Source organism: Streptomyces sp. NPDC049627, from assembly GCF_044465645.1.
Lineage (GTDB): Bacteria > Actinomycetota > Actinomycetes > Streptomycetales > Streptomycetaceae > Streptomyces.
The window spans coordinates 162,288-184,858 of record NZ_JBITLW010000013.1 but is presented as its reverse complement, the minus strand read 5'-3'; the positions used below and the strand labels follow the sequence as shown (position 1 = coordinate 184,858).

Sequence of the window (22,571 nt, the reverse complement as noted above, 5' to 3'; positions counted from 1 at the left end):
GACATCCATGAAGCACAACAAGGTCGGCTCCGTGATGACCACGGAGGTCGTCCGCGCCGAGTACGGCACCCCGTTCAAGGAGGTCGCCAGGCTGCTCGGTGACCACCGCATCAGCGGACTGCCGGTCGTCGACGACGACGAGAAGGTCATCGGCGTGATCTCGGAGACGGACCTCATGGTCCGCCAGGCCGAGACCCCCGACCCGTTCGAGCCGAAGAAGCGCTTCCGCCTCGACCGGCTGACCCGCGCCGGGCGCGAGCGGGCCGTGAAGGCCCAGGCCCGCACCGCCGGTCAGCTGATGACCGAGCCGCCGGTCACGGTCCACGCCGACGACACCATCGTCGAGGCCGCCCGCACCATGGCGCAGCACCACATCGAACGGCTGCCCGTTCTCGACGAGGAGCAGCGGCTGGTCGGCATCGTCACCCGCCGCGACCTGCTCCAGGTCTTCCTGCGGCCGGACGCGGACATCCGCGCCGAGGTCGTGGACGAGGTGCTGGTACGGGCCCTGTGGCTGCCTCCGCGCAGCATCGTCGTCTCCGTGACGGAGGGCGTGGTGACGCTGCTGGGCCAGATGGAGCGCAAGAGCGAGACGGAGATAGCCGTCTCCATGACCCGTCAGATAGACGGCGTGGTCGCGGTCGTCGACAAGCTCAGCTACCGGCTGGACGACTCGCACGTCCGGCCCGACGAGCAGGCACTGCACGGTGTCGCCGACGACTGGCTGCGCAAGCTGTGACGTTGTGACGTTGTGAAAGGAGGCGGAGCACCGTGACCACCAAGGTGCTGGTCGCCTATGGGACGACGAACGGATCGACCGCGGAGATCGCCGAAGCCGTGGCCGACATCCTGCGCAAGGAAGGCCTCAACTCCGAGGCACTCCCGGCCGGCTCGGTCAAGAGCGTGGCGCCGTACGACGCCGTGATCGTCGGTGGCGGGCTGTATGCCGGGCGCTGGCACAAGGACGCGCGCCGGTTCCTGCGCCGCAACCGGCGTGAGCTGGCGGAACTCCCGCTGTGGCTGTTCAGCAGCGGCCCGCTGGACCCCTCGGCCTCCGAGCGGGACATCCCGCCCGTGCCCGGAGTGAAGCGGGACATGCAGCGGCTGGGCGCCGAGGGGCACGTCACCTTCGGCGGCTGCCTGCAGGAGGGCGCCAAGGGGTGGGTCGCCCGGATGATCGTCAAGAACGGAAAGGGCGGTGATTTCCGGGACTTCGGGCAGATCGAGGACTGGGCGCGGACGGTCGCCGACGAACTGGTTGCCAAGGGCTGAGCGAGGCTGCGCGGGCCAGGAGACTTCTGAAGGGTGGCAGCACCATGTCCGTGTCGTACGTGAGTCCCGGCCGCGTCTCCCGAGTGAGTCCCGGCCACGCCGCCCTCCACCTGGCCCGCGCCGCCTCCCTGGCACCCTCACCGCACAACAGCCAGCCGTGGCTCTTCGCCGAGGAGGGCCACGACCACGGCTTCGAGGTGCACCTGCAGGGCGGGCGGCGGATGATCCTCACCGACCCCGGTGGCCGGGAGGCGGTCATCGCCTGCGGGGCGGCACTGTTCAACGTGCGGATCGCCGTACGCGGGCTGGGGTTCCAGCCCGTGGTCGACCTCCTGCCGGAACCCGGGAATTCCGGCTTCCTGGCCCGCGTGGGGTACGGGACCCACGCTCCGGCCACCCCCGAGGAGACCCTGCTGGCCCGCGCGATGCCCCGTCGCCACACCCACCGCGGGCCGTTCGGCCCCGACCCGGTGCCGGACGCGCTCCTCGACGACCTGTCGGCCCAGGCCTGGACCGAGGGTGCCGTCCTTCAGGTCATCGACGAACCGGAGAAGCTCCGGCTGCTCGCGGACCTGGTCCGCACCGCCGAGGACCTCCAGCGTGCGGACCCACGTCAGGCCGCCGAGATCATCCGGTCCGCGGGCCCGGACGGGGTACCCGTCGGGGCCTGCCGCCACCACCCCGACGCCACCCCGCTCGCCGGGCGTGACTACCTCGGTTTCGCCCAGTACTGCATCCGCCCGCGCCGCCGGTGGGCCGGACGCACCGGCACCGTCGCCGTGCTCGCCACCCCCTACGACAGCCGCACCGACTGGCTCCGCGCGGGCCAGGCCCTCCAGCGCGTCCTCCTCCACGCCGCCGCCCACGACGTCATGGCGGCCTTCCATACCCAGCCCCTCGAACTGCCCTCCCTGCGGGCGGAGATCCGCACGCACCTCGTCGGCGGCCGGTTCCCGCAGGTGGTCCTGCGCCTGGGCCGTGCGCCTCACACCTGGGGCACGCGGCGGCGCCCGCATGCCGAGGTGCTGCTCCACGACGGCGTACCGGTCCGGTGGCGACGATGACCCGGACCGGGCGACTGTGCTGGCGCCTGAGCCGTAATCCCCTCAGGCGCCGCAGCTATGTGGTCGAGGCCTGGCTGCTGCTCCTGACGTGGACCCTCGCGTTCGCGGCGGCCTTCGGTACGGGTGTGTGGACCGCTCACGCCGTCGAGCGGACCATGGGCGGCCTGCGGGCCGAACGGCACCCCGTCACCGCCGTGCTCACCGAGGATGCGGACCTGGACGCGTCCGCCGCCGAGGGCACCGACGACGCCCGAGCCTGGGCCACCGTGCGCTGGACCGGGCCGGACGGCACCTCCCGGACGGGCGTGACCCGCGTCGAGCCGGGCAGTGAGACCGGGGACAGGACCCGTGTGTGGCTGAACGCCAAGGGGCAGCCGGTACCCGAGCCGGCGACCGTCGACCAGGCCGCGTACCAGGGCGCCGTGCTGGGCACGGTGGCCGCCGTGGGCGTCGGCGTCATGGTGGCCCTCACCGGCTGGGGCGCATGCGGATGGCTGGACCGGCGGCGGCTGTGGCACTGGGACACGGAGTGGGCCGAGGCGGATCCGCGGTGGCGGCGGAGCGCAGGCTGACAAACCCGGCTGCCTCGGACGGCGTCATCGGCTCATCCCGGACGTCGCTCCACAGGTGGTCGCCCCACCGGTTCCCCTCAGCAGATCCGCGGCAACTGCTCACCCAACGGCATCTCCACGATGCGCCGGGCGCCCACCAGGGTGCGCAGGGTCACCCGTCCCGCCGGGCCGTCCGGCAGCACCTCGCCGAGGCGTACCGCCGCCGCGCCCTCGCTCACCGACCGCATCGCGGTCAGCACGCCCTCGGCGGCGTCCGCGGCGACGAAGGCGACCAGGCAGCCCTCGTTGGCGACGACCAGCGGGTCCAGGCCGAGCAGGTCGCACGCCGAGGCGACCGCCTCGGGCACCGGCACCGCGCTCTCCTCGATCTCCACGGCGACCGACGAGTCACGGGCGATCTCGTTGAGGGCCGCGGCCAGCCCGCCGCGCGTCGGATCGCGCAGCACGTGCACGTCGGCGCCGAACGGCACCAGGGTGCGCACCAGGCGGTGCAGCGGCCGACTGTCGGAGGCGATGTCCCCCTCGAAGCCGAGTCCCTCACGGGTGCTGAGCACGGTCGTGCCGTGCAGCCCGACCGGCCCGGACAGCAGCACCGCGTCGCCGGGGCGGGCCAGCGCGGCGGACGGATGCAACGAGCCGTGCCGCTGCCCGATGCCGGTCGTGTTGATGAACAGCCGGTCGGCGGCACCGCGCCCCACCACCTTCGTGTCCCCGGTGACCACGGGCACGCCCGCGTCCTGCGCGGCCTTCCCCAACGAGGCCATGACCGACCGGAGTTCGGTCAGCGGCAGCCCCTCCTCGACGATCAGGGAGACGGACAGCGCGAGCGGCCACGCGCCCCGCATGGCGAGGTCGTTGACCGTGCCGTGGACGGCGAGGGACCCGATGTCCCCGCCGGGGAAGAACAGCGGACTGACGACGAAACTGTCGGTGCTGATCACCAGTTCCCGGTAGCCGGGCAGCAGCGCCGCGTCCTCCAGGGGGCCCGCGTCGCCGTCCAGGGCGGGCAGGATCAGCCGGTCCAGGAGTTCCGCGGTGAGACGGCCGCCGGCTCCGTGGCCGAGCAGGACGACCTCGTCGTCGTGGTGGGGGGTGGGGCACTGGATGGTCATGCCGTCCTCCTCGCAGGAGTGCGTCCGGCCGCGTAAAAGGCGGCACACGTGCCCTCGGACGACACCATGGGCGCGCCGAGAGGATGGCGGGGCGTGCAGCGCGTGCCGTACGCCGCGCAGTCGGTGGGCAGCCTGGCCCCGGTGAGGATGGCGCCGGCGATGCACTCGGCGTCCTCGACGGGACACAGCCCGCCCACGTCGAAGCGCCGGGCGGCATCGAACCGCCGGTAGTTCCCGGCCAGTTCCAGCCCGCTGCCGGGCAGCGCCCCGATGCCCCGCCAGGCCCGGTCGGTCACCCGGAACACCTCACGGACCGCGTCCTGCGCCTCGGTGTTGCCGGAGCGCCGCACGGCCCGCACGTACTGGTTCTGTACCTCGTACCGACCGGCCTCCAGCTGCCGTACGGCCATGAGGATGCCCTCCAGCAGGTCCAGCGGCTCGAACCCGGTGACGACGATCGGCGCCCGGTACTTCGCGGCGATGGGCTCGTACTCCCGCCAGCCCATCACCGCGCACACATGCCCGGCCGCCAGGAACGCCTGCACCTCGCAGTCCGGGTCGTCCAGCAGCGCCGTCATCGCGGGCGGCACGAGGACATGACTGACCAGCATCGAGAAGTTCGTCAGCCCCAGGCGGTCCGCGTGCAGCACGGCCGTCGCGTTGGCGGGCGCGGTCGTCTCGAAGCCGACGGCGAGGAAGACGACCTCCTTATCGGGGTGCTCGGCGGCGAGGCGTACGGCGTCCATCGGGGCGTAGACCACCCGGACGTCCGCTCCCCGCGCCCGCAGCGACAGCAGGTCGGTTTCCGTGCCGGGCACGCGCAGCATGTCGCCGAAGCTGGTGAGGATCACGCCGGGGCGGGCGGCGATCGCCATGGCCCGGTCCAGGGTCTCCAGCGGCGTGACACAGACCGGGCAGCCGGGGCCGTGGATCATCCGCATGCCGGCGGGCAGCAGTTCGTCGATGCCCTGACGGACGAGGGTGTGGGTCTGGCCGCCGCACACCTCCATGATCCGCCAGGGACACGTGGCCGCCCGCCGCAGCTCGTCCAGCAGCCGCCGGGCGAGGACGGGATCGCGGTACTCGTCGAGGTACTTCATCGGTCGCGCGGGCCCTTCATCGGTGGCTCAGATCCAGCTGGACGTCGACGACTCCCTCGACCGCGCGCACGGCCCGCGCCACCACGGGCACGAGCCCGCGCTCGGGCATCGCGCCGGTCAACGTCACCACGCCCTCGGTGACCGAGACCCCCAGATCGGTGGTGACCGGGAGATGGGTGAGCACGCTGCCGCGGACCTCGTCGGCGATCTCCGCGTCGCGCCGCAGGAACACCTTCAGCAGGTCACTGCGGCTGACGACGCCCTGCAGCATGCCGACGCCGTCCACGACCGGGAGCCGCTTGACGTGCCGGCGGGCCATGATGCGGGCGGCCTCGGCCAGCGAGGCGTCCGCGTGCACGGTCACCGCCGGGGTGCTCATCAGCTCACCCGCGGTCAGCGCGGCCGCCTTGAGCCGCACTTCGACATCGCTCCCGGCCTCGTTGCCGTCGCGCATCTCCTCCTTGGGCAGCAGGTCGGCCTCGGACACCACCCCGACGACCCGCCCCTCACCGGCCAGCACCGGCATCGCACTGACCTTCCACTGGTCGAGCAGCTCGACGATCTCCTTGAAGGGTGCCTCGCTGCCGACGGCGACGACGGTGTGCGTCATCACGTCGCTCACGGTGTACGGAGATTCAGGCATCGCAACCTCCCGCATGTCTCTCCTCAGGTACGGACGACCGTCAGGTCGAGGAAGTGGGTGGAGCAGGAAATGCACGGATCGTGATTGCGGATCGCCCGCTCGCACAGGGCCGTCAGTTCGCCGTCGTCCGGGTCGCCCTCGCCGATCGCCCGCTGCGTCAGCCGCCGCAGGTCGTCCTCGATCGCGCCCTGGTTCTGTGCCGTGGGCGGCACGAGCAGCGCGCTGGTGACGAGGCCCTCGGCGTCGAGTGCGTAGCGGTGGTAGAGCACCCCGCGCGGCGCCTCGGTGGCGCCGTGGCCGACGCCGGCGACCGGGGGCACCTCGGCGTACGGACGCGCGGGCGGCTCGTACGCCTCGATGATCCGCAGTGCCTCGCCGACGGCGTACACGGTCTCCACGGCCCGCACCAGGATCGACCGGAAGGGATTACGGCATACGGCCCCCTCCCGCGGATCGCCGAGCCCGGCCTCCACGGCCGCCTGCAGTGCCACCGGCGACAGCCGTGCGCCGCTGATCGCGAACCGGGCCAGGGAGCCGGTGAGATGCAGCCGTCCGTCGAGCCGGGAGTGCAGTGCCGTCGAGTGCGGCAGGTGTGTCTCGGCGACGTGCTCGGTGAAGTCCCGCACGGCGAAGGAGCCCGTGCCGCCGTCGGTGCGCAGGACGGTAGGCGTCCCGCTCTCGATGGCGTACGTGCCCGGCTCGGCCAGCGCCAGCAGGTCGGCCTCGACCCGGGCCTCGGGGAACTCGAAGCCCGCGACCCAGCGCACGGTGTCCCACGCGTCGTCGAGCGCCTGCTTCAACTCCTCGGCGACCGGTCGGAGTTCCGCTCGCGTCGGCACCCGGTGGAAGCCGCCCAGACGGACGTTCACGGGATGCACCGCGCGCCCGCCGAGCAGCTCCATCAGGGAGTTGCCCGCCTTCTTCAGCCGGAGCCCCCGCGCGACCTCGGCCCGGTGCGTGCGGGCCAGTTCGATCGCGCTCGCGCGGCCCAGGAAGTCCGGCGCGTGCAGCAGATACATGTGCAGCGCCTGGCTCTCGATCCACTCGCCGCAGTACAGCAACCGGCGCAGATCGCGGATCACCGGATCCACCGTCACCCCGCACGCGTCCTCGATCGCCGCGCAGGCGCTCATCTGGTACGCCACCGGGCAGATCCCGCACACCCGGGCCGTGATGTCCGGCGGCTCCGTGTACGAACGGCCCCGCAGGAACGCCTCGAAGAACCGGGGTGGCTCGTAGATCTCCAGCCGCGCCTCGGTGACCGTTCCGTCGTGGACGTGCAGGCGCAGCGAGCCCTCTCCCTCGACCCGGGACAGTGAGCCGACGTGCAGCAGACGGGAACCACGGTGCGTCACTTGGCCGCCTCCTTGTCGGACTTCGCGGATTTCGCAGGTGTCGCGGATTTCTCGAACTTCTCGAACGCGGCGGCGTTGAAGGTGTGCAGGAACCGCTCCACGGCGGCGTCGTCGAGGCCGTCGCGGCGCAGCAGCGGGATCAGCGCGGGCAGGTTCACCGACCCGGACGGCCCGAAGCAGCCGAAGCAGCCGCGGCCGTACGCCGGACACAGCGCCCCGCATCCGGCATGGGTGACCGGGCCCAGACAGGGCGTGCCGTGGGCGACGGTCACACAGACGGTCCCGCGCCGCTTGCACTCGAAGCACACGCTGTGGTCCGGGATGTCGGGCCTGCGACCGGCGAGGAAGGCGGTGATCACCTCGATGAGCTGGCGCTTGTCGATCGGGCAGCCGCGCAGCTCGAAGTCGACGTCCACATGTGCGGACACGGGCGTGGAGGTGGCCAGCGTGTCCACGTACTCCGGATGCGCGTACACCACGCGCCGGTACTCGTCGACGTCCGCGAAGTTCCTCAGCGCCTGGATGCCCCCGGCGGTCGCGCACGCCCCGATGGTCACCAGGTGGCGCGAGGCGGCCCGGATCGCGCGGACCCGCTCGGCGTCCTCGGCCGTGGTGACCGAGCCCTCGACGAGCGAGAGGTCGTACGGTCCGGGCGCCACCGCGCTGGACGCCTCCAGGAAGTGCGCGATCTCCACCTCGCCCGCCAGCGCCAGGAGTTCGTCCTCGCAGTCCAGCAGGGTGAGCTGGCAGCCGTCGCAGGAGGCCAGTTTGAACACGGCGAGTGTCGGGGCCATCTCACAACTCCCTTACCGACAGGAGGGGTTCGGCCTGCGCCCAGTTCACGACGGGGCCCACCTGGCACAGCAGCAGGGGTCCGAGCTGGCAGTGTCCGCAGTGCCCTGTCGCGCAGCGCATGTTCCGTTCGAGCGAGACACGGATGCGTCGGCGGGGCACACCCCGCTGGGCGAGTTCGCGGGCGGTGGCGCGGATCATCGGCTCGGGCCCGCACACGAACGCCGAGGTGCCGTCCGGCTCGAAGGGCGCCCGACCCAGCAACTGGGTGACCATACCGACGTCCCCGCGCCAGTCCGCGTCGGGCCGGTCGACCGTCACTCCGGTGTATGCCGTGGCCCAGCCCGCCACGTCCTGTCGGGCGATCAGATCGTCCGGGGTGCGCGCCCCGATCAGGACGCTGACCCGGCGGTACGCTTCCGGATCGGCCAGCGCGCTCAGGATCAGCGGCCGCAGCGGGGCGAGGCCGATGCCGCCGGCCACGACCAGCACGTCGGCGCCGCGCGCCTGCTCCAGTTCCCAGGTGTTTCCGTAGGGGCCGCGGAGGCCGACGACGTCGCCCACGCGGCTTGCGCACAGCCCCTCGGAGACGGCACCCACGGAGCGGACGGTGTGCGCGAGTCCGCCCGTCGCCTGGACGGAGCTCACCGAGACGGGGATCTCGCCCCGGCCGAAGGAGTGCACCATCGCGAACTGTCCCGGAGCAAAGTCGGGCAGCGCCGCGCCCACCGGTTCCAGGCACAGCGTGACCGTGTCCGCGGTCTCCGGCCGGCGGACGATCACGCGATGGGGGACCGGCACTGTGGTCATCGTGCTTCCTTCGTCTCGTGGATCCCGTACAGGTCGACCAGACGGGCGCGGGCCGCGTTCAGCCGGTGCGCCAGCACGCGGCCGACCCAGTGCTCGACCGCACGCCCGAACACGGGGTCGTCCAGGCACATCAGGCGGACGGCGACGGCGTCGAACTCGAAAGCCCGCAGCGGCGTCAGGGTTTCCGCGCCCAGCTGCCAGACGAACGGCTCGTACATCCAGGACCAGCCGACGAGGTCGCCGGCGCCGAGCGTCTCGACGACCGGCGGCCGACGGCCGGGCACATGCATGTCGAGGGCGGCCGTACCGTCCCGGATGATCCAGAAGCGGTTCGCGTGCCCGCCCTCCTCGAACAGGCGGGTGCCCGGCGCGAAACTCACCTCGCGGCCGAGGCGCAGCAGCCGCTCGCGGTGCTCGACGGGCAGGGCGTGGTTCATGCGCAGCGCGATCGAGGGAGGCATCAGTCCGTCTCCGTTCCAGCATGCGCGTGTTCCGGGTCCTCGGCGCGTTCGGCGTCCAGGGCGGCGACTTCCTCCGTGATGTCGATGCCGGCCGGGCACCAGGCGATGCAGCGCCCGCAGCCCACGCATCCGGTCGTGCCGAACTGGTCGTGCCAGGTGGAGAGCTTGTGGGTGAGCCACTGCCGGTAACGGCTGCGTGCCGAGGAGCGGACCGGGCCGCCGTGCAGATACGAGAAGTCCAGGTCGAAGCAGGAGTCCCAGCGCTGCCGGCGCTCGGTGTGGTCACCGGTGAGGTCGGTGACCTCCTCGGTGGTGGTGCAGAAGCAGGTCGGGCACACCATGGTGCAGTTGCCGCAGGTCAGACAGCGGGCGGCGACGTCGTCCCAGCGCTCGGCGTCGAGGCTCGCGCCCATCAGCGTGCGCAGATCGACCGGGGGCAGTGAACGGCCCATGCGGTCGCGGGCCGCGTCCACGACAGCATCGGCGGTGTCCTGGGTCACCTGGTCGGCGGTGCGGTGCGGTATCCCGTCCAGGAGTTCGGCGCCTTCGTCGCTGCCGACGCGTACCAGAAAGCGGTGCCCGCTGCCGTCCACGATCTCGGTGAGCGCCAGGTCGTAACCCGGGTCGGCTGCGGGGCCGCCGCCGGTGGACACGCAGAAGCAGGTCGCGCCGGGCTCGGTGCACTCGGCGGCGATCAGCAGCGCCTTGCGACGACGCCTCCCGTAACCGTCGTCCGCGTAGCGCCCGCCGGTCAGGACGCGGTCCTGGATCGCGATGGCCTGCAGATCACAGGGGCGGACACCGAGGAAGGCGTACGACGGCACCTCCGGCTCGTGCGGGGTGAAGGAGACGGCGCCGTCGGGCGTCCGGTCGGCGCTCCACAGCCGCTCCCTTGCCGGGTGCAGAAAGGACTTCCAGGAGTGCGGCCCGGCGCTGTGCGCGAAGGCCGCCCCGTCCTCACGGCGGACCAGCCGATAGCGTCCGGCGTCGAGTTCGACGCCCCAGCCGTAGGGCAGCGCATCCGCCGAGGTCAGCTCGGCCAGCACGATCGCGCCGTCGCGGACCGTCGGCCCGACGACCGTTCGCCCCTGCACCACCAGAGCCGCGACCAGCGCGTTCAGGCCATCCCGGTCGAGCACGGCCGGGGCTGCGGGGGCGGTCATGACGGTCCTCCTTGTCTGGGCGGCTCCGTGCTTCTCCACCGTCAGGTTCCGACGCGCAAGGGTGCCTGCGGCAGGGGCTGACCGGCCCTCTCGACGGGCCGACCGGGTACCTCCGGGGGCCCCGCCGAGGAGCAGGATGGGCGATCGCCACGGGGTGCGGGCTGCGGGTGCCGTACGCGATGACCTCGCCGCGTCCGGACAGCGTCACGTGCCTGGCCTGCCGCGAGCACGCCCGCGTCCAGCACCTGCGCCTGGCCGAACAGCTGCAACACCTGGCCACCATGCCGGGCTCCACCATCACCCCGGCCCGGGCCCACCGGGTGGCGGAGCACCACCGCGATCTGGCGCGGAAGTTCGCAGCCGGCGACTGACTCAGGACGGCCCCTCGGCGGGAAGCGGCTCGCCCAGCTCGCCCTCCACCGCGCCCGCCATCGCCCGCAGCACGTCGAGCGTCCGCCGCGCCTCCGCCTCGTCGACCTGGGTGATCGCGAAGCCGACGTGCACGATGACGTACGACCCGACATCCGCCTCGGGCGTGCAGCTCAGGCAGACCTCGCGCCGGATGCCGCCGAAGTCGACGGTCGCCATGCGCAGCCCGGCGTCGTCGTGGATCTCCAGGATCCGGCCGGGGATGCCCAGGCACATGTCCGCTCACCCCTCCTGGGCCAGCCGCGCCGCCGCGACCGCCGCCTGGCCGTAACTGATGCCGCCGTCCCCGACCGGGACCTGACCGCCGACCAGCACCCGCAACCCCTGAGCGTGCAGCCGGCGCTTCACCTCGGTGAGCAGCCGCCGGTTGACGAAGCAGCCGCCGCCCAGACACACAGTGCGCGGGGCGCCCTCGGCCACGGCCCGTGCGACGAGGTCGGCCGTGACGAGCGCGAGCGTCGCATGGAAGGCCGCCGCCAGCCGCCCCACCGGCTCCCCGTCCAGCTGACGTCGCAGCAGATCGGCCAGCGTCGCCGCGGAGTCGTACACCCACAGACCCTCTGCCCGCACCACCCGATGGGCGAGGGGCACGACATGCTCGTCGCCCGCCGCCGCTTCCAGCAGGACGGCCGCCTCACCCTCGTAACTCACCCGGTCGGCGAGCCCGAGCAGCGCGGCCACGGTGTCGAAGAGCCGTCCCGCGCTGGACGCCCGCGGGCAGTTGACGCCCCGCGCGATCATGACGGAGACGGCGGCGACCTCGTCCGCGGCGAGCCGGTCGGTGAAGGGGCGGGTGAGCCAGGCATACGGGCGCGGGGAGCCCAGCGTCTCGCCGCCCAGCAGATGACCGAGGGCGGTGCGGGAAGGATGGCGTACCGCCGCGTCGCCGCCGGGCAGGGGCGCCGAGGCGAACCGGCCCACGCGGCGGTAGCCGCATCGATCGGCGACGAGGACCTCGCCGCCCCACAGTGTGCCGTCGTCTCCCAGCCCCAGCCCGTCGTAGGCGACACCGACGAACCGGCCCCGCACCCCGTGTTCGGCCGCGCAGGCGGCCACGTGCGCGTGGTGGTGCTGGACCGGGATCCGGCGCAGCGGTTGCGCCTGGGCCCACTGCGTGGACAGGTAGCCGGGATGCAGGTCGTGGGCGAGGACGGTCGGCTCGATGCCGGTGAGCTCCTTCAGGTGGTCGTACGACGCCGTGAACGCCTCGTACGTCGCCAGGTCGGCCAGGTCCCCGGTGTGCGGTCCGATGTGGGCCCGGCCGTCGGCGGCCAGCGTGAACGTGTGCTTCAACTGGGCGCCGACCCCGGCGACGGGCCGCCGGACCGCCAGCGGCAGCGCGGCGGGAGCGAGCCCGCGTGCCCGGCGGACCGTGATCCGGGTCCGTCCGGTGAACTGCACCACGGAGTCGTCGTACCGGGAGCGGATGGGCCGGTCGTGCGTCAGGAACCCGTCCGCCACGGCGGCCAGGGCGACCCGGGCCTCCTCGTCGTCGACGGCGATCGGCTCGTCGCTGAGGTTGCCGCTGGTGACCACGAGGGGCCGGGCCAGCTCGTCGAGGAGGAGGTGGTGCAGGCCGGTGGTGGGCAGGAACAGGCCGACGCGGGTCAGCCCGGGGTGGATCCCGGGAGCGAGCGGAGCCGTACGCCCAGGCCACCGGCGCCGGCCCAGCAGGACGACGGGGCGCTCGGGGGAGGTCAGGGCCGCACGCTCGCCGGCGCCGATCTGCGCGAGCCGCGCGGCCGCCTCGATGTCCCGGACCATCACGGCGAACGGTTTCGTCGGTCGCCGCTTGCGGTGCCGCAACTCCGCCACGACCGTCGGATCGCCCGCGTCACACACGAGCTGGTAGCCACCCAGCCCCTTCAGCGCCACGATCCCGCCGTCGCCGATCGCCTTCACCGCCGCCCGCAATGCCGCCTCACCGCGCAGCTCCTCCCAGGCCAACCGCGGCCCGCAGACGGGGCAGGCGACGGGCTCGGCGTGGAAGCGCCGGTCGCCGGGATCGGCGTACTCGGCGGCGCACGCGGCGCACAGCGGAAAGCGGCGCATCGTCGTGCGGATCCGGTCGTACGGCAGGTCCTCGATGATCGTGGCGCGGGGGCCGCACTCGGTGCAGTTGATGAACGGGTAGCGGTGGCGGCGGTCGCGCGGGTCGCGCAGTTCGCCGAGGCAGGCGTCGCAGATCGCCGCGTCGGGCGGAATCTCGCGGGGCGCTGCGGCCGAGTCGCGGGGGGCGCTGCGCCGTACCTGGAAACCCGTGTCGTACGTCGACTGCCGCGCGCCGCCGGTCAGCCGTACGCGACGAACCCGGGCGAGGGCCGGGGCGTCCGTGTGCAGCCGGGCGGCGAACTCCTCGACGGCCCGCGCCGGTCCGGCGACCTCGCCCTCCACATGCCCGTTGACATTGGCCACCCAGCCGTCCAGGCCGAGCCCGGCCGCGGTGCGGTAGACGAAGGGCCGGAAGCCGACGCCCTGGACGATGCCCTCCACATGGAACCGGCGCACGGTCATGCGGGCCTCCCCGAGGCTGCGTCCCGATGGCGTGCGATCTCGTCCTCGACGGCCCGTACGAGGGGCTCCACCGCGTCCGCGACGGCGGGGGAGAGCCCCGTGCCGAGCTCACTCTCCTCGCCCTCCACGGCGTACACGATCAGCCGCTCGGGCAGCAGCCCCAGCGCCCGCGCCAGCTCGACCGCCTCACCGAGTCCCAGTCCGTGCGAGCTCGTGGTCGCAGACCGGACCAGGAGCCCGCCGTCGATCTCCAGGCGGTGCACGCGGCCGGGCGTGCCCGGGTGGGCGTGGGCCGCGTCGACGACTACCGCGACACGGGCGCCCTCCCACAGGCAGATCAGCCGTCCGGGATCGCCGTCACAGGTCGCGAGGACGGTGTCCGGCGGCAACGCCCGTTCCTCGGCCCGTTCGCGCAGGCGGCCGAGCACGGCCCAGCCCACGCCGTCGTCGCGCCGGAACTCGTTCCCGACGCCGATGACAGCGATCCCACCGCGGCCCCTCATGCCTTCACGGTGAGCCTTGGCCGCCGCCCACCGCATGGGCCGAACGACCCAACCGGGAGGGCCGACGCTCCCTGAGCGGGGTGCTCCCCAGGGAGATCCTGCTGTGAAACCCGTCGTCCGCTATGCCGGCACGACGGCGACCGGGCACCTGACCTGCCCCAGCAGCGCGAGCGCCGTGGCGCCCGAGCGGCGGCCCGTCACCAGCAGGCCGGAGTTCCCGGCGGCGTGGGCGAGTGCCTCCTCCGGCGCGAGCAGGACGACGTCCTCCAGGACGTCGACGTCCGGATACTTGGCGCGCCACGGCCGCAGCACGTCCGACAGCCGCTGCACCTCGTCGTCCTCCCAGGTGGCGCGGTCCTCCTCCAGTGCGGGGAAGGGCCGCCGCGCCGCCTGGGCGGGCAGTACCCAGGCATGTACGGCGTGCAGGCGTGCGCCGCGCAGCCGGGCCGCCTCGAAGCCGAGGCCGACGGCGCCGCTCGGCGGATTGTGCGCGTCGATCCCGAGGGCCACGCCGTCGGCGCGGCCGGGCGGTCCCTCGCCGGTGAAGGTGCCGGGGACCAGGACCACCGGTCGTTCGTACGTCCGGGCCAGGGCGGTGGCGGTCGAGCCCACGGGCGTTTTGGGATGACTGCCCTCGCCCCGCAGCCCGAGTACCAGGAGCTCCGCGCTCTCGGTCACCGTCCGCAGAGCCGCCACCGGGACCCCGGTGACATTCAGGCCATGGGCCCGCAGAGCCGGGTGCCGGTCGGTGAGTTCGGCGACCACCCGGTCCGCCACGGTCTCGGGGCGGTACGGCCACTGCCACTGCCCGGCCGCATCCGGACCGTCCGGCGGCGACACATGCACCACCCGCAGGGGCAGCCCGCGCATCAGTGCCTCGCGTGCGGCCCAGTCGGCGGCGGCACGGCTGCGTGCCGACCCGTCGACGCCGGCGATGATGGCTCGTTCCATGGTGTGCCGCCTTCCGCCCGGGGAAACCCGATGCCCGGGCCGGTCCAGCGTCGCCGCGCCCTTGGCCTCTGCACAGGGGGCCGAACGGGCCCGGATCGGAGCCCTGGCGGCCCATACCTGGCGGTAGGGCGCGGGACGACGCTGGCATGGAGGAGCAGACCGACCGCAGGAGGTGCGCGCCATGCTTCCGCCCGTCATGGCCGGAGTCGACGGATCCGCCGAGAGTCTTGCCGCCGCGGAGTGGGCCGCCCGCGAGGCGGCGCGCCGGGACCGGCCGCTGCGTCTGGTGCACGCCTGGAACTGGCACCCCCGCCAGGGAGCCGGCGAGCCGGCGACGGCAGCGCAGCGCTACCTGGCCCGGCGCGCGCTGCGCCAGGCCGAGGACCGCATCCGCCGTACCTGCCCCGGCGTCAAACTCGACGACGAGCAGATCGAGGGACCCGCGACCGCCGCCCTTCTCCACGCCGCCGACCAGGCCGACCTGCTCGTCCTCGGCTCGCGCGGCCTCAGTGGCTTCAGCGGGTTCCTGGTCGGGTCGGTCGCCCTGGGCGTGGTGGCCCGCGCCACCCGGCCGGTCGTTCTCGTCCGGGCGGGCGAGGAGGCGGCGGACGAGCACCTGCTGGCCGGCGACGGCAGCCCGTCCACCGGCACCGGCTATCGGGACGTCGTCCTCGGTATCGACCTCGGTGACCCCTGCGACGAGGTGATCGAATTCGCCTTCGAGGAGGCCCGGCTGCGCGGCGCGCGCCTGCACGTCGTGCACGCCTGGCAGGCGCAGTCCCCGATCGGGCTCGGCCCGGGCGACATCGGTCTGGTCGAGGGTCCCGCACAGGCCGACGAGTGGCTCGGGTTCCTGACCGCCGTCCTGCAGGTGTGGCGGGACAAGTATCCCGAGATCGAGGTCGTCGAGACCGTGACCGAGGGCCGCCCGCAGTCCGTGCTGGTCCGGGCCGCCTCCGGGGCGAGCCTGCTGGTGGTGGGCCGCCGGACGACCGACCGCCCGACCGGCCCCCGCACCGGCCCCGTCACCCACGCCGCCATCCATCACGTCGGCTGCCCCGTCGCCGTCGTCCCGCACGAGTGAGAGGCCGATCCCTGATGAGCGCACCCATCAAGTACGTGTACGAATTCGCCGAGGGCAGCAGGGACATGGCCGGCCTCCTCGGCGGCAAGGGAGCGGGCCTCGCCGAGATGACCCGGCTCGGGCTGCCCGTTCCGCCGGGCTTCACCGTCACCACCGAGGCCTGCAAGGTCTATCTCGCCACGGGTGAGGAACCGGACGAACTCGGCGTGGAGGCGGCCCACGCGCTGGCCGCCCTGGAGCGGGCCATGGGCCGCACCCTCGGCGCGCCCGACGACCCCCTGCTGGTGTCCGTACGCTCCGGCGCCCGTTTCTCCATGCCGGGCATGATGGAGACCATCCTCGACATCGGCCTCAACGACCGGTCCGTCACCGGACTCGCCAAGGCATCGGGTCAGGAGAGGTTCGCCTGGGACTCCTACCGCAGGCTCATCCAGATGTTCGGCCGGACCGTGATGGGCGTGGACGGCGACCTCTTCGAGCAGGCCATCGCCGCCCACAAGGCGCGGCGTGCCGTCGCCACCGACCACGAACTCGACACCGCCGAACTCGTGGACCTCACCGATGAGTTCAAGGACATCGTCCGCAAGGAGACCGGCGAGGACTTCCCGCAGGACCCCACCGACCAGCTCGCCCGCGCCATCCGCTCCGTCTTCGACTCCTGGAACGTCGAACGCGCCCGCGTCTACCGCCACCGCGAGCACATCCCCGACGACCTCGGCACCGCCGTCAACGTCCAGGCGATGGTCTTCGGCAACCTCGGGGGCGACTCCGGCACCGGCGTCGCCTTCACCCGCGACCCCGCCACCGGCGAACGGGGCATCTACGGCGACTATCTGCCCGACGCGCAGGGCGAGGACGTCGTCTCCGGCGTCCGTGACGCGCTGCCGCTGAGCGAGCTGAAGACGCTGGACCCGCGTGCGTACGTCGAACTCGGCGACCACCTGCGCACCCTGGAGAACCACTACCGCGACCTGTGCGACGTCGAGTTCACCGTCGAGCGCGGCAAACTGTGGATCCTGCAGACCCGCGTCGGCAAGCGCACCGCCGAAGCCGCCTTCCACATCGCCCACGACCTGCGGGAGGAAGGCACCATCACCGCGGACGAGGCCCTGACCCGCGTCGACGGGGCCGCGCTGACCCGGCTGATGTTCCCCCGCTTCGACACCACCCCGGCCGACGTGCCCCTGGCACACGGCGTGCCCGCCTCACCCGGCGCGGCGGTCGGCGCCGTCGTCTTCGACTCCGCCGAGGCCGTACGCCGTGCCGCGGCCGGCGAGCACGTGGTCCTGGTCCGCCGGGAGACCACCCCCGACGACCTGCCCGGCATGATCGCCGCCGAGGCGGTCCTGACCAGCCGCGGCGGCAAGACCAGCCACGCCGCTGTCGTCGCGCGCGGCATGGGCAAGGTGTGCGTGTGCGGTGCCGAGGCCCTCACCGTCGATCCGGCCGCCCGACGCTTCACCACCGAGTCGGGCGTCGTCGTCCACGAGGGCGACACCGTCTCCGTCGACGGCACCGCCGGCACCGTCCACCTCGGCGCGCTCCCGCTCACGGCGTCCGAGGTCGGCCGCGCGCTGGAGACCGCCACGAGCACCGACCCGGTCACCGACGCCGTCCTGGGCGCGCTCGCCCACGCCGACTCCGTACGCCGCCTCGAGGTACGGGCCAACGCCGACACGCCCGAGGACGCCGCACGCGCGCGTGCCCTCGGTGCCCAGGGCATCGGCCTGTGCCGCACCGAGCACATGTTCCTCGGCGAGCGCAGGGCGCTGGTCGAGGCGATGATCCTGGCCCGCGACGACACGGCGCGCGAGACGGCCCTGGCCGCCCTGCTGCCGCTGCAACGCGAGGACTTCACCGGAATCCTCACGGCGATGGACGGGCTTCCGGTGACGATCCGCCTGCTGGACCCGCCGCTGCACGAGTTCCTGCCCGACCGCACCGACCTCGCCGTGCGGCTCGCCTCCGAGGCGAACCCGGACCCGCACGACCGCGAACTCCTGCGCGCCGTCGAGCGCATGCACGAGCAGAACCCCATGCTCGGCCTGCGCGGCGTACGCCTGGGCCTGGCCGTGCCCGGCCTGATGGCCATGCAGGTGCGGGCCGTCGCCGAAGCGGTCGTGCACCGGCTGGGCGCGGGCGGCCGGCCACACGCCGAGATCATGATCCCGCTCGTCGGTACCGTCGCGGAGCTGCACCTGGCCCGCGCCGAGGCGGAACGCGTCCTCGCCGAGGTCGCGGCCGAGACCGGCACGACCCTCGACTGCCCGATCGGCACGATGATCGAGCTGCCGCGAGCCGCCCTCACCGCCGGACGCATCGCCGAAGCCGCCGACTTCTTCTCCTTCGGCACCAACGACCTCACCCAGACCACGTGGGGCCTGTCCCGCGACGACGCCGAAGCGTCCTTCTTCCCGCTCTACCTCGAGAAGGGCGTCTTCGAGGTGTCGCCGTTCGACTCGATCGACCAGGAAGGCGTCGGACGGCTCGTGGAGCTGGCCGTCGAGGCCGGACGGTCCGTCAACCCCGGCCTGGAGACCGGCGTGTGCGGTGAGCACGGCGGGGATCCCGACTCCATCCACTTCTTCCACCGGGTGGGCCTGGACTACGTCTCCTGCTCGCCGTTCCGCATCCCGGCGGCCCGACTGGAGGCGGGCCGGGCGGCCGTCGCCGACCGCGCCGGGAGCAGCGACACCAGGTGAGGCGCACGGGTGAATGCCCCGGGGCGCAGGACTGACGCCCGCGCCACCGGGGTACCCAGCGGCCCATGGCGGTGGACAGCAGGACCGGGCGGCCACGGGCGACGCCGCCCCGGCCGCGCAGGAGACTCGGCCGGGCGCTCGTGCGGTGGGCGACGACGACCGACCACAAGGTGATCGGCAACCTCTACCTGACGACCTCCTTCGGCTTCTTCCTGCTCGGCGGCGTCCTCGCGCTGCTGATGCGGGCCGAACTCGCCCGCCCGGGCCTGCAGTTGTTCAGCAACGACCAGTACAACCAGCTGTTCACCGTGCACGGCACGATCATGATGCTGCTGTTCGCGACCCCGCTGTTCGCCGGGTTCGCCAATGCCGTCATGCCGCTGCAGATCGGCGCCCCGGACGTGGCGTTCCCGCGGCTGAACGCCCTGTCGTACTGGCTGTACCTGGGCGGCGGCCTGATGGTCGTGTCCGGCTTCGTGGTGCCCGGCGGAGCGGCGAGCTTCGGCTGGTTCGCCTACGCGCCCCTCAACAGCGCCGTGCGCAGCCCCGGCTCGGGCGGCGATCTGTGGACCATGGGACTGGTGCTGACCGGTGTGTCGACCACGCTCGGCGCGGTCAACTTCATCACCACGATCCTGTGCCTGCGGGCCCCCGGCATGACCATGTTCCGGATGCCCCTGTTCACCTGGAACGTGCTGTTCACCTCGATCCTGATCCTGCCCGCGTTCCCCGTCCTCACCGCCGCCCTGTTCGCCCTGGAGGCGGACCGCAGGTTCGGCGCGCACATCTACGACGCCGCCAACGGCGGGGCGCTGCTGTGGCAGCACCTGTTCTGGTTCTTCGGGCATCCCGAGGTGTACATCGTGGCGCTGCCGTTCTTCGGGATCATCTCCGAGATCCTGCCGGTGTTCAGCCGCAAGCCGCTCTTCAGCTATCTCGGCCTCATCGGCGCCACCATCGTCATCACCATGCTGTCCGCCGTCGTGTGGGCCCACCACATGTTCGCGACCGGCGCCGTGCTGCTGCCGTTCTTCTCCCTGATGTCGTTCCTCATCGCCGTGCCGACCGGCATCAAGTTCTTCGCCTGGATCGGCACCCTGTGGAAGGGCTCACTGTCCTTCGAGACACCGATGCTGTGGGCGATGGGCTTCCTGGTGACGTTCCTGCTCGGCGGCATGAGCGGCGTCCTCATCGCCTCCCCGCCGCTGGACTTCCACCTCACGGACACGTACTTCATCGTCGCCCATCTGCACTACGTGCTCTTCGGCACCGTCGTGTTCTCGATGTTCGGCGGCTTCTACTTCTGGTGGCCGAAGATCACCGGGAAGATGCTCGACGAACGCCTCGGCAGGATCCACTTCTGGACCCTGTTCACCGGCTTCCAGACCACGTTCCTCGTCCAGCACTGGCTCGGCGAGAACGGCATGCCCCGCCGCTACGCCGACTACCTGGCCGTGGACGGCTTCACGCTCCTGAACACCATCAGTTCCATCGGCGCGTTCCTGCTGGGCCTGTCCACCCTGCCGTTCCTCTACAACGTCTGGCGCACCGCCCACTACGGCAGGAAAGTGGCCGAGCACGACCCCTGGGGGTACGGCCGCTCCCTCGAATGGGCGACCTCCTGCCCGCCCCCGCGCCACAACTTCACGGCGCTGCCCAGGATCCGCTCCGAGTCCCCGGCGTTCGACCTGCACCACCCGGACATCCCCCAGGAGAGCTGATGCGGACCGAGTCCCGACTGTTCATCGGCGTCGCGGCGTTCTTCCTCGTCACCGCCGTCGGCTACGGCTGGCGTTCCAAGGAACCCGCCGGAACCGCCGTACTGATCGTCGCCTTCCTGATGGCCGCGCTCGTCGCGTTCTTCCTGCACGTGCAGTACCGCCGGCGCGGACTGCGCGCCCAGGACCTCCCGGACGCCGAAATCGCCGACACGGCCGGCCCGCTCGACTTCTTCCCGCCGCACAGCCCCTGGCCCATCACCACCGCCCTGGGATCCGTCCTCGTGGCGCTCGGCGTGGTGTACGGCCTGTGGCTGTTCCTGCTGGGCCTGGGTGTGCTCGGGCACGGGGTGGTCGGCATGGTCTTCCAGTACGCGGACCGGGACGGTCAGCGTTCCAGCTCACCCGCGGACGGCTCCGGTTCCTCCTCGACTTCCTCCTCGACGCGGTAGCCGTAGCTCTTCAGCACATACCGCCGCTCCTCGTCGAGCGGCTCGTGGCTCTCCTCGTACCCGCCCGCGATGGTCTGCCGCACCTCGCCGGTCTCCTCACCCTCCGTCAGCCGCTCCTGGTCCTTCTCCTGCAGCGCCACACACACCCGCCTGGTGACCATGAAGGCAAGCGGCGGCAGCAGCACGAAGGCGATCCGGAACACCCACGTCAGCGCGTTCACGGAGACGTTGAAGCTGTCGGCGATGATGTCGTTGCCGCCGGCCGTGAGCAGGACGCCGTAACAGCTGATCGCCGCGACACCGAGCCCCGTACGCACCGGGTGGTCCCGCGGCCGGTCGCACAGATGGTGCTCCTCCCGGTCGCCGGTCGCCCACCGCTCGGCGAACGGATACGCGTACAGCACCGCGAACAACAGGCCCGGCAGCACGACCGCGGGCAGCAGCACGTTCCACATCACCGTGTGCCCGGCCACCGCCGTCTCCCACGGCGGCACCAGGCGCAGCGAGCCCTCCAGGAAGCCGACGTACCAGTCCGGCTGCGAACCCGTCGACACGATGTCCGCACGGTAGGGGCCGTACGCCCAGATCGGGTTGATCTGCGCCACCCCCGACAGCAGCGTCAGCACCCCGAACACCATGAAGAACAGACCGCCCGATGTCGCCGTGAACTGAGGGAACATCGGTTTGCCCACCGCATTGGCGCGCGTGCGGCCGCGGCCCGCCCACTGCGTGTGCTTCAGGTAGAAGACCAGGATCAGATGCACGGAGACCAGGGCGAGCAGCAGCCCGGGGATCAGCAGGATGTGCAGGGAGTACAGCCGTGGGATCAGCTCCTCGCCGGGGAACTCCCCGCCGAAGGCGAACATGCTCACATACGTCCCCACCACCGGGATCGACAGCATGATGCCCTGGGCGATCCGCAGGCCGGTGCCCGACAGCAGGTCGTCGGGCAGCGAGTAGCCGGCGAACCCCTCGGCCAGCGCCAGCAGGAACAGCGTCACGCCGATCAGCCAGTTGACCTCGCGGGGCCGGCGGAACGCGCCCGTGAAGAAGATCCGCAGCAGATGCAGCCCGATGGCGGCGAGGAACACCAGAGCCGCCCAGTGGTGCAGTTGACGGATCAGCAGGCCGCCGCGCACATCGAAACTGATGTCCAGCGTGGACTCGTACGCGGCCGACATGAGCGTCCCGTCGAGCGGCCGGTACGAGCCGTTGTAGACGACCTCCGTCATCGACGGGTGGAAGAACAGCGTCAGCCAGACCCCGGTCAGCAGCAGGACGACGAAGCTGTACAGGGCGATCTCGCCCAGCAGGAAGGACCAGTGGTCGGGGAAGGCCTTGCGCAGCAGACCGCCGCCCTCGGAGAGCGGCAGTCGTCCGTCGACGTAGTCGGCGGTGCGTTCAGCGGCACGACGGGCCCGCGCTCCGGCACGGGCCCTTCTCCTCCTCCACAGCACGGATCACGAGTGCCCCCGCACCCGCGCCGGGAAACGGACCGTCACGTACGATCACCCTTCGGCTTCCCCCGCTGGTCGGGAGTGCCGTGCGGAGGCGGGCTGAAGGGCTGCGGCGAGGTCGCCGGGGACACCGGGGAGCCGCCCTGACGGGCGCTGCTCTCGGGACGCAGGGCGCCCGGATCGCCCGATGACGGCTCGGCACCGGCCTGGAGCTGCTCCAGCCGGTTGGCCAGCACCTCCATCACCGCGAGCCGGTCGGCGTGGGACCGCTCGTAGGCCAGCAGCTCCTCGACCTCACCGGCGGTCAGCGACCGCACGCGGCTCTCCAGGCCGCCGATCGGCAGGTGGTCGTAGTCGGGCAGCGGCAGGGTGTGGCGCGCGGGGTCGGCCATGGTTCTCACTTCCCTCGGTGCGACA

23 protein-coding genes are annotated in these 22,571 nt (G+C 72.4%); 9 read left to right on the top strand and 14 right to left on the bottom strand.

All coding sequences use genetic code 11. From position 1 onward, the window contains the following. Positions 1-7: 7 nt before the first annotated feature. The 4 genes from ACIBU0_RS32450 to ACIBU0_RS32435 are packed head-to-tail and all read left to right on the top strand — an operon-like array spanning position 8 to position 2,908. Complete coding sequence (locus ACIBU0_RS32450; protein ID WP_398825560.1) at positions 8-739, top strand: CBS domain-containing protein; 732 nt, start codon at positions 8-10, stop codon at positions 737-739. Positions 740-771: 32 nt separating this feature from the next. Further along, a complete protein-coding gene (locus ACIBU0_RS32445) occupies positions 772-1,272 on the top strand; it encodes a flavodoxin domain-containing protein (protein ID WP_398825558.1) in 501 nt (166 codons plus the stop codon). Positions 1,273-1,316: 44 nt separating this feature from the next. Next, on the top strand, positions 1,317-2,336 hold the full coding sequence (locus ACIBU0_RS32440) for an Acg family FMN-binding oxidoreductase (protein ID WP_398825556.1): 1,020 nt from the start codon (positions 1,317-1,319) through the stop codon (positions 2,334-2,336). Next, entirely contained in the window at positions 2,333-2,908 is a 576-nt protein-coding gene (locus ACIBU0_RS32435) for a hypothetical protein (RefSeq protein ID WP_398825554.1), read from the top strand. The genes ACIBU0_RS32440 and ACIBU0_RS32435 overlap by 4 nt, the downstream gene beginning before the upstream one ends. A gap of 77 nt (positions 2,909-2,985) precedes the next feature. Here ACIBU0_RS32435 and hypE read toward each other — a convergent pair whose 3' ends face one another. The 8 genes from hypE to ACIBU0_RS32395 are packed head-to-tail and all read right to left on the bottom strand — an operon-like array spanning position 2,986 to position 10,344. Further along, positions 2,986-4,020, bottom strand: a complete 1,035-nt coding sequence (hypE, locus tag ACIBU0_RS32430; protein WP_398825552.1) for a hydrogenase expression/formation protein HypE — start codon at positions 4,018-4,020, stop codon at positions 2,986-2,988. Continuing rightward, a complete protein-coding gene (gene hypD, locus ACIBU0_RS32425) occupies positions 4,017-5,120 on the bottom strand; it encodes a hydrogenase formation protein HypD (RefSeq protein ID WP_398825550.1) in 1,104 nt (367 codons plus the stop codon). Before hypD ends, hypE begins: the two co-directional genes overlap by 4 nt. A 16-nt stretch (positions 5,121-5,136) precedes the next feature. Next, on the bottom strand, positions 5,137-5,763 hold the full coding sequence (locus tag ACIBU0_RS32420) for a CBS domain-containing protein (RefSeq protein ID WP_398825548.1): 627 nt from the start codon (positions 5,761-5,763) through the stop codon (positions 5,137-5,139). 23 nt (positions 5,764-5,786) lie between these two features. Then, entirely contained in the window at positions 5,787-7,118 is a 1,332-nt protein-coding gene (locus tag ACIBU0_RS32415; protein ID WP_398825546.1) for a Ni/Fe hydrogenase subunit alpha, read from the bottom strand. Further along, entirely contained in the window at positions 7,115-7,912 is a 798-nt protein-coding gene (locus ACIBU0_RS32410; protein WP_398825544.1) for an oxidoreductase, read from the bottom strand. The genes ACIBU0_RS32415 and ACIBU0_RS32410 overlap by 4 nt, the downstream gene beginning before the upstream one ends. 1 nt (position 7,913) lies before the next feature. After that, positions 7,914-8,720 (bottom strand): FAD/NAD(P)-binding protein, encoded by an 807-nt coding sequence (locus tag ACIBU0_RS32405; RefSeq protein WP_398825542.1) that lies wholly within the window; start codon positions 8,718-8,720, stop codon positions 7,914-7,916. Beyond that, complete coding sequence (locus tag ACIBU0_RS32400; RefSeq protein WP_398825541.1) at positions 8,717-9,181, bottom strand: Crp/Fnr family transcriptional regulator; 465 nt, start codon at positions 9,179-9,181, stop codon at positions 8,717-8,719. The genes ACIBU0_RS32405 and ACIBU0_RS32400 overlap by 4 nt, the downstream gene beginning before the upstream one ends. Continuing rightward, positions 9,181-10,344 (bottom strand): 4Fe-4S dicluster domain-containing protein, encoded by a 1,164-nt coding sequence (locus ACIBU0_RS32395; RefSeq protein WP_398825539.1) that lies wholly within the window; start codon positions 10,342-10,344, stop codon positions 9,181-9,183. Before ACIBU0_RS32395 ends, ACIBU0_RS32400 begins: the two co-directional genes overlap by 1 nt. A 179-nt stretch (positions 10,345-10,523) precedes the next feature. Here ACIBU0_RS32395 and ACIBU0_RS32390 point away from each other — a divergent pair, with 179 nt between their 5' ends. Further along, the gene (locus ACIBU0_RS32390) at positions 10,524-10,715 is read left to right on the top strand and encodes a hypothetical protein (protein ID WP_398825537.1); all 192 of its coding nucleotides are present in this window, start codon (positions 10,524-10,526) and stop codon (positions 10,713-10,715) included. A 1-nt stretch (position 10,716) separates the two neighbouring features. On the opposite strand, the gene ACIBU0_RS32385 is transcribed toward ACIBU0_RS32390, so the two are convergent. From ACIBU0_RS32385 to ACIBU0_RS32370, 4 genes are all read right to left on the bottom strand, one after another. Then, entirely contained in the window at positions 10,717-10,989 is a 273-nt protein-coding gene (locus ACIBU0_RS32385; protein ID WP_398825535.1) for a HypC/HybG/HupF family hydrogenase formation chaperone, read from the bottom strand. 6 nt (positions 10,990-10,995) lie between these two features. Continuing rightward, positions 10,996-13,287: a carbamoyltransferase HypF gene (hypF, locus tag ACIBU0_RS32380; RefSeq protein WP_398825533.1), complete on the bottom strand. Its 2,292-nt coding sequence runs from the start codon at positions 13,285-13,287 to the stop codon at positions 10,996-10,998. After that, positions 13,284-13,790: a hydrogenase maturation protease gene (locus tag ACIBU0_RS32375; protein ID WP_398825531.1), complete on the bottom strand. Its 507-nt coding sequence runs from the start codon at positions 13,788-13,790 to the stop codon at positions 13,284-13,286. Before ACIBU0_RS32375 ends, hypF begins: the two co-directional genes overlap by 4 nt. A gap of 120 nt (positions 13,791-13,910) precedes the next feature. Further along, on the bottom strand, positions 13,911-14,741 hold the full coding sequence (locus tag ACIBU0_RS32370) for a universal stress protein (protein ID WP_398825529.1): 831 nt from the start codon (positions 14,739-14,741) through the stop codon (positions 13,911-13,913). Between the two features lie 181 nt (positions 14,742-14,922). On the opposite strand from ACIBU0_RS32370, the gene ACIBU0_RS32365 reads away from it, so the two are divergent. From ACIBU0_RS32365 to ACIBU0_RS32350, 4 genes are all read left to right on the top strand, one after another. Continuing rightward, on the top strand, positions 14,923-15,825 hold the full coding sequence (locus tag ACIBU0_RS32365; protein ID WP_398825527.1) for a universal stress protein: 903 nt from the start codon (positions 14,923-14,925) through the stop codon (positions 15,823-15,825). Positions 15,826-15,839: 14 nt separating this feature from the next. Beyond that, on the top strand, positions 15,840-18,527 hold the full coding sequence (gene ppdK, locus ACIBU0_RS32360; protein WP_398825525.1) for a pyruvate, phosphate dikinase: 2,688 nt from the start codon (positions 15,840-15,842) through the stop codon (positions 18,525-18,527). Between the two features lie 65 nt (positions 18,528-18,592). Next, positions 18,593-20,248: a cytochrome c oxidase subunit I gene (ctaD, locus tag ACIBU0_RS32355; protein ID WP_398825523.1), complete on the top strand. Its 1,656-nt coding sequence runs from the start codon at positions 18,593-18,595 to the stop codon at positions 20,246-20,248. Further along, entirely contained in the window at positions 20,248-20,697 is a 450-nt protein-coding gene (locus tag ACIBU0_RS32350) for a cytochrome c oxidase subunit 4 (RefSeq protein ID WP_398825521.1), read from the top strand. Before ctaD ends, ACIBU0_RS32350 begins: the two co-directional genes overlap by 1 nt. Here the strand turns inward: ACIBU0_RS32350 and ACIBU0_RS32345 are convergent. Beyond that, positions 20,634-22,154 (bottom strand): cytochrome bc complex cytochrome b subunit, encoded by a 1,521-nt coding sequence (locus ACIBU0_RS32345; protein ID WP_398825519.1) that lies wholly within the window; start codon positions 22,152-22,154, stop codon positions 20,634-20,636. The genes ACIBU0_RS32350 and ACIBU0_RS32345 overlap by 64 nt on opposite strands. Positions 22,155-22,195: 41 nt before the next feature. Further along, positions 22,196-22,546: a hypothetical protein gene (locus ACIBU0_RS32340; protein WP_398825517.1), complete on the bottom strand. Its 351-nt coding sequence runs from the start codon at positions 22,544-22,546 to the stop codon at positions 22,196-22,198. Positions 22,547-22,571 lie beyond the last annotated feature (25 nt).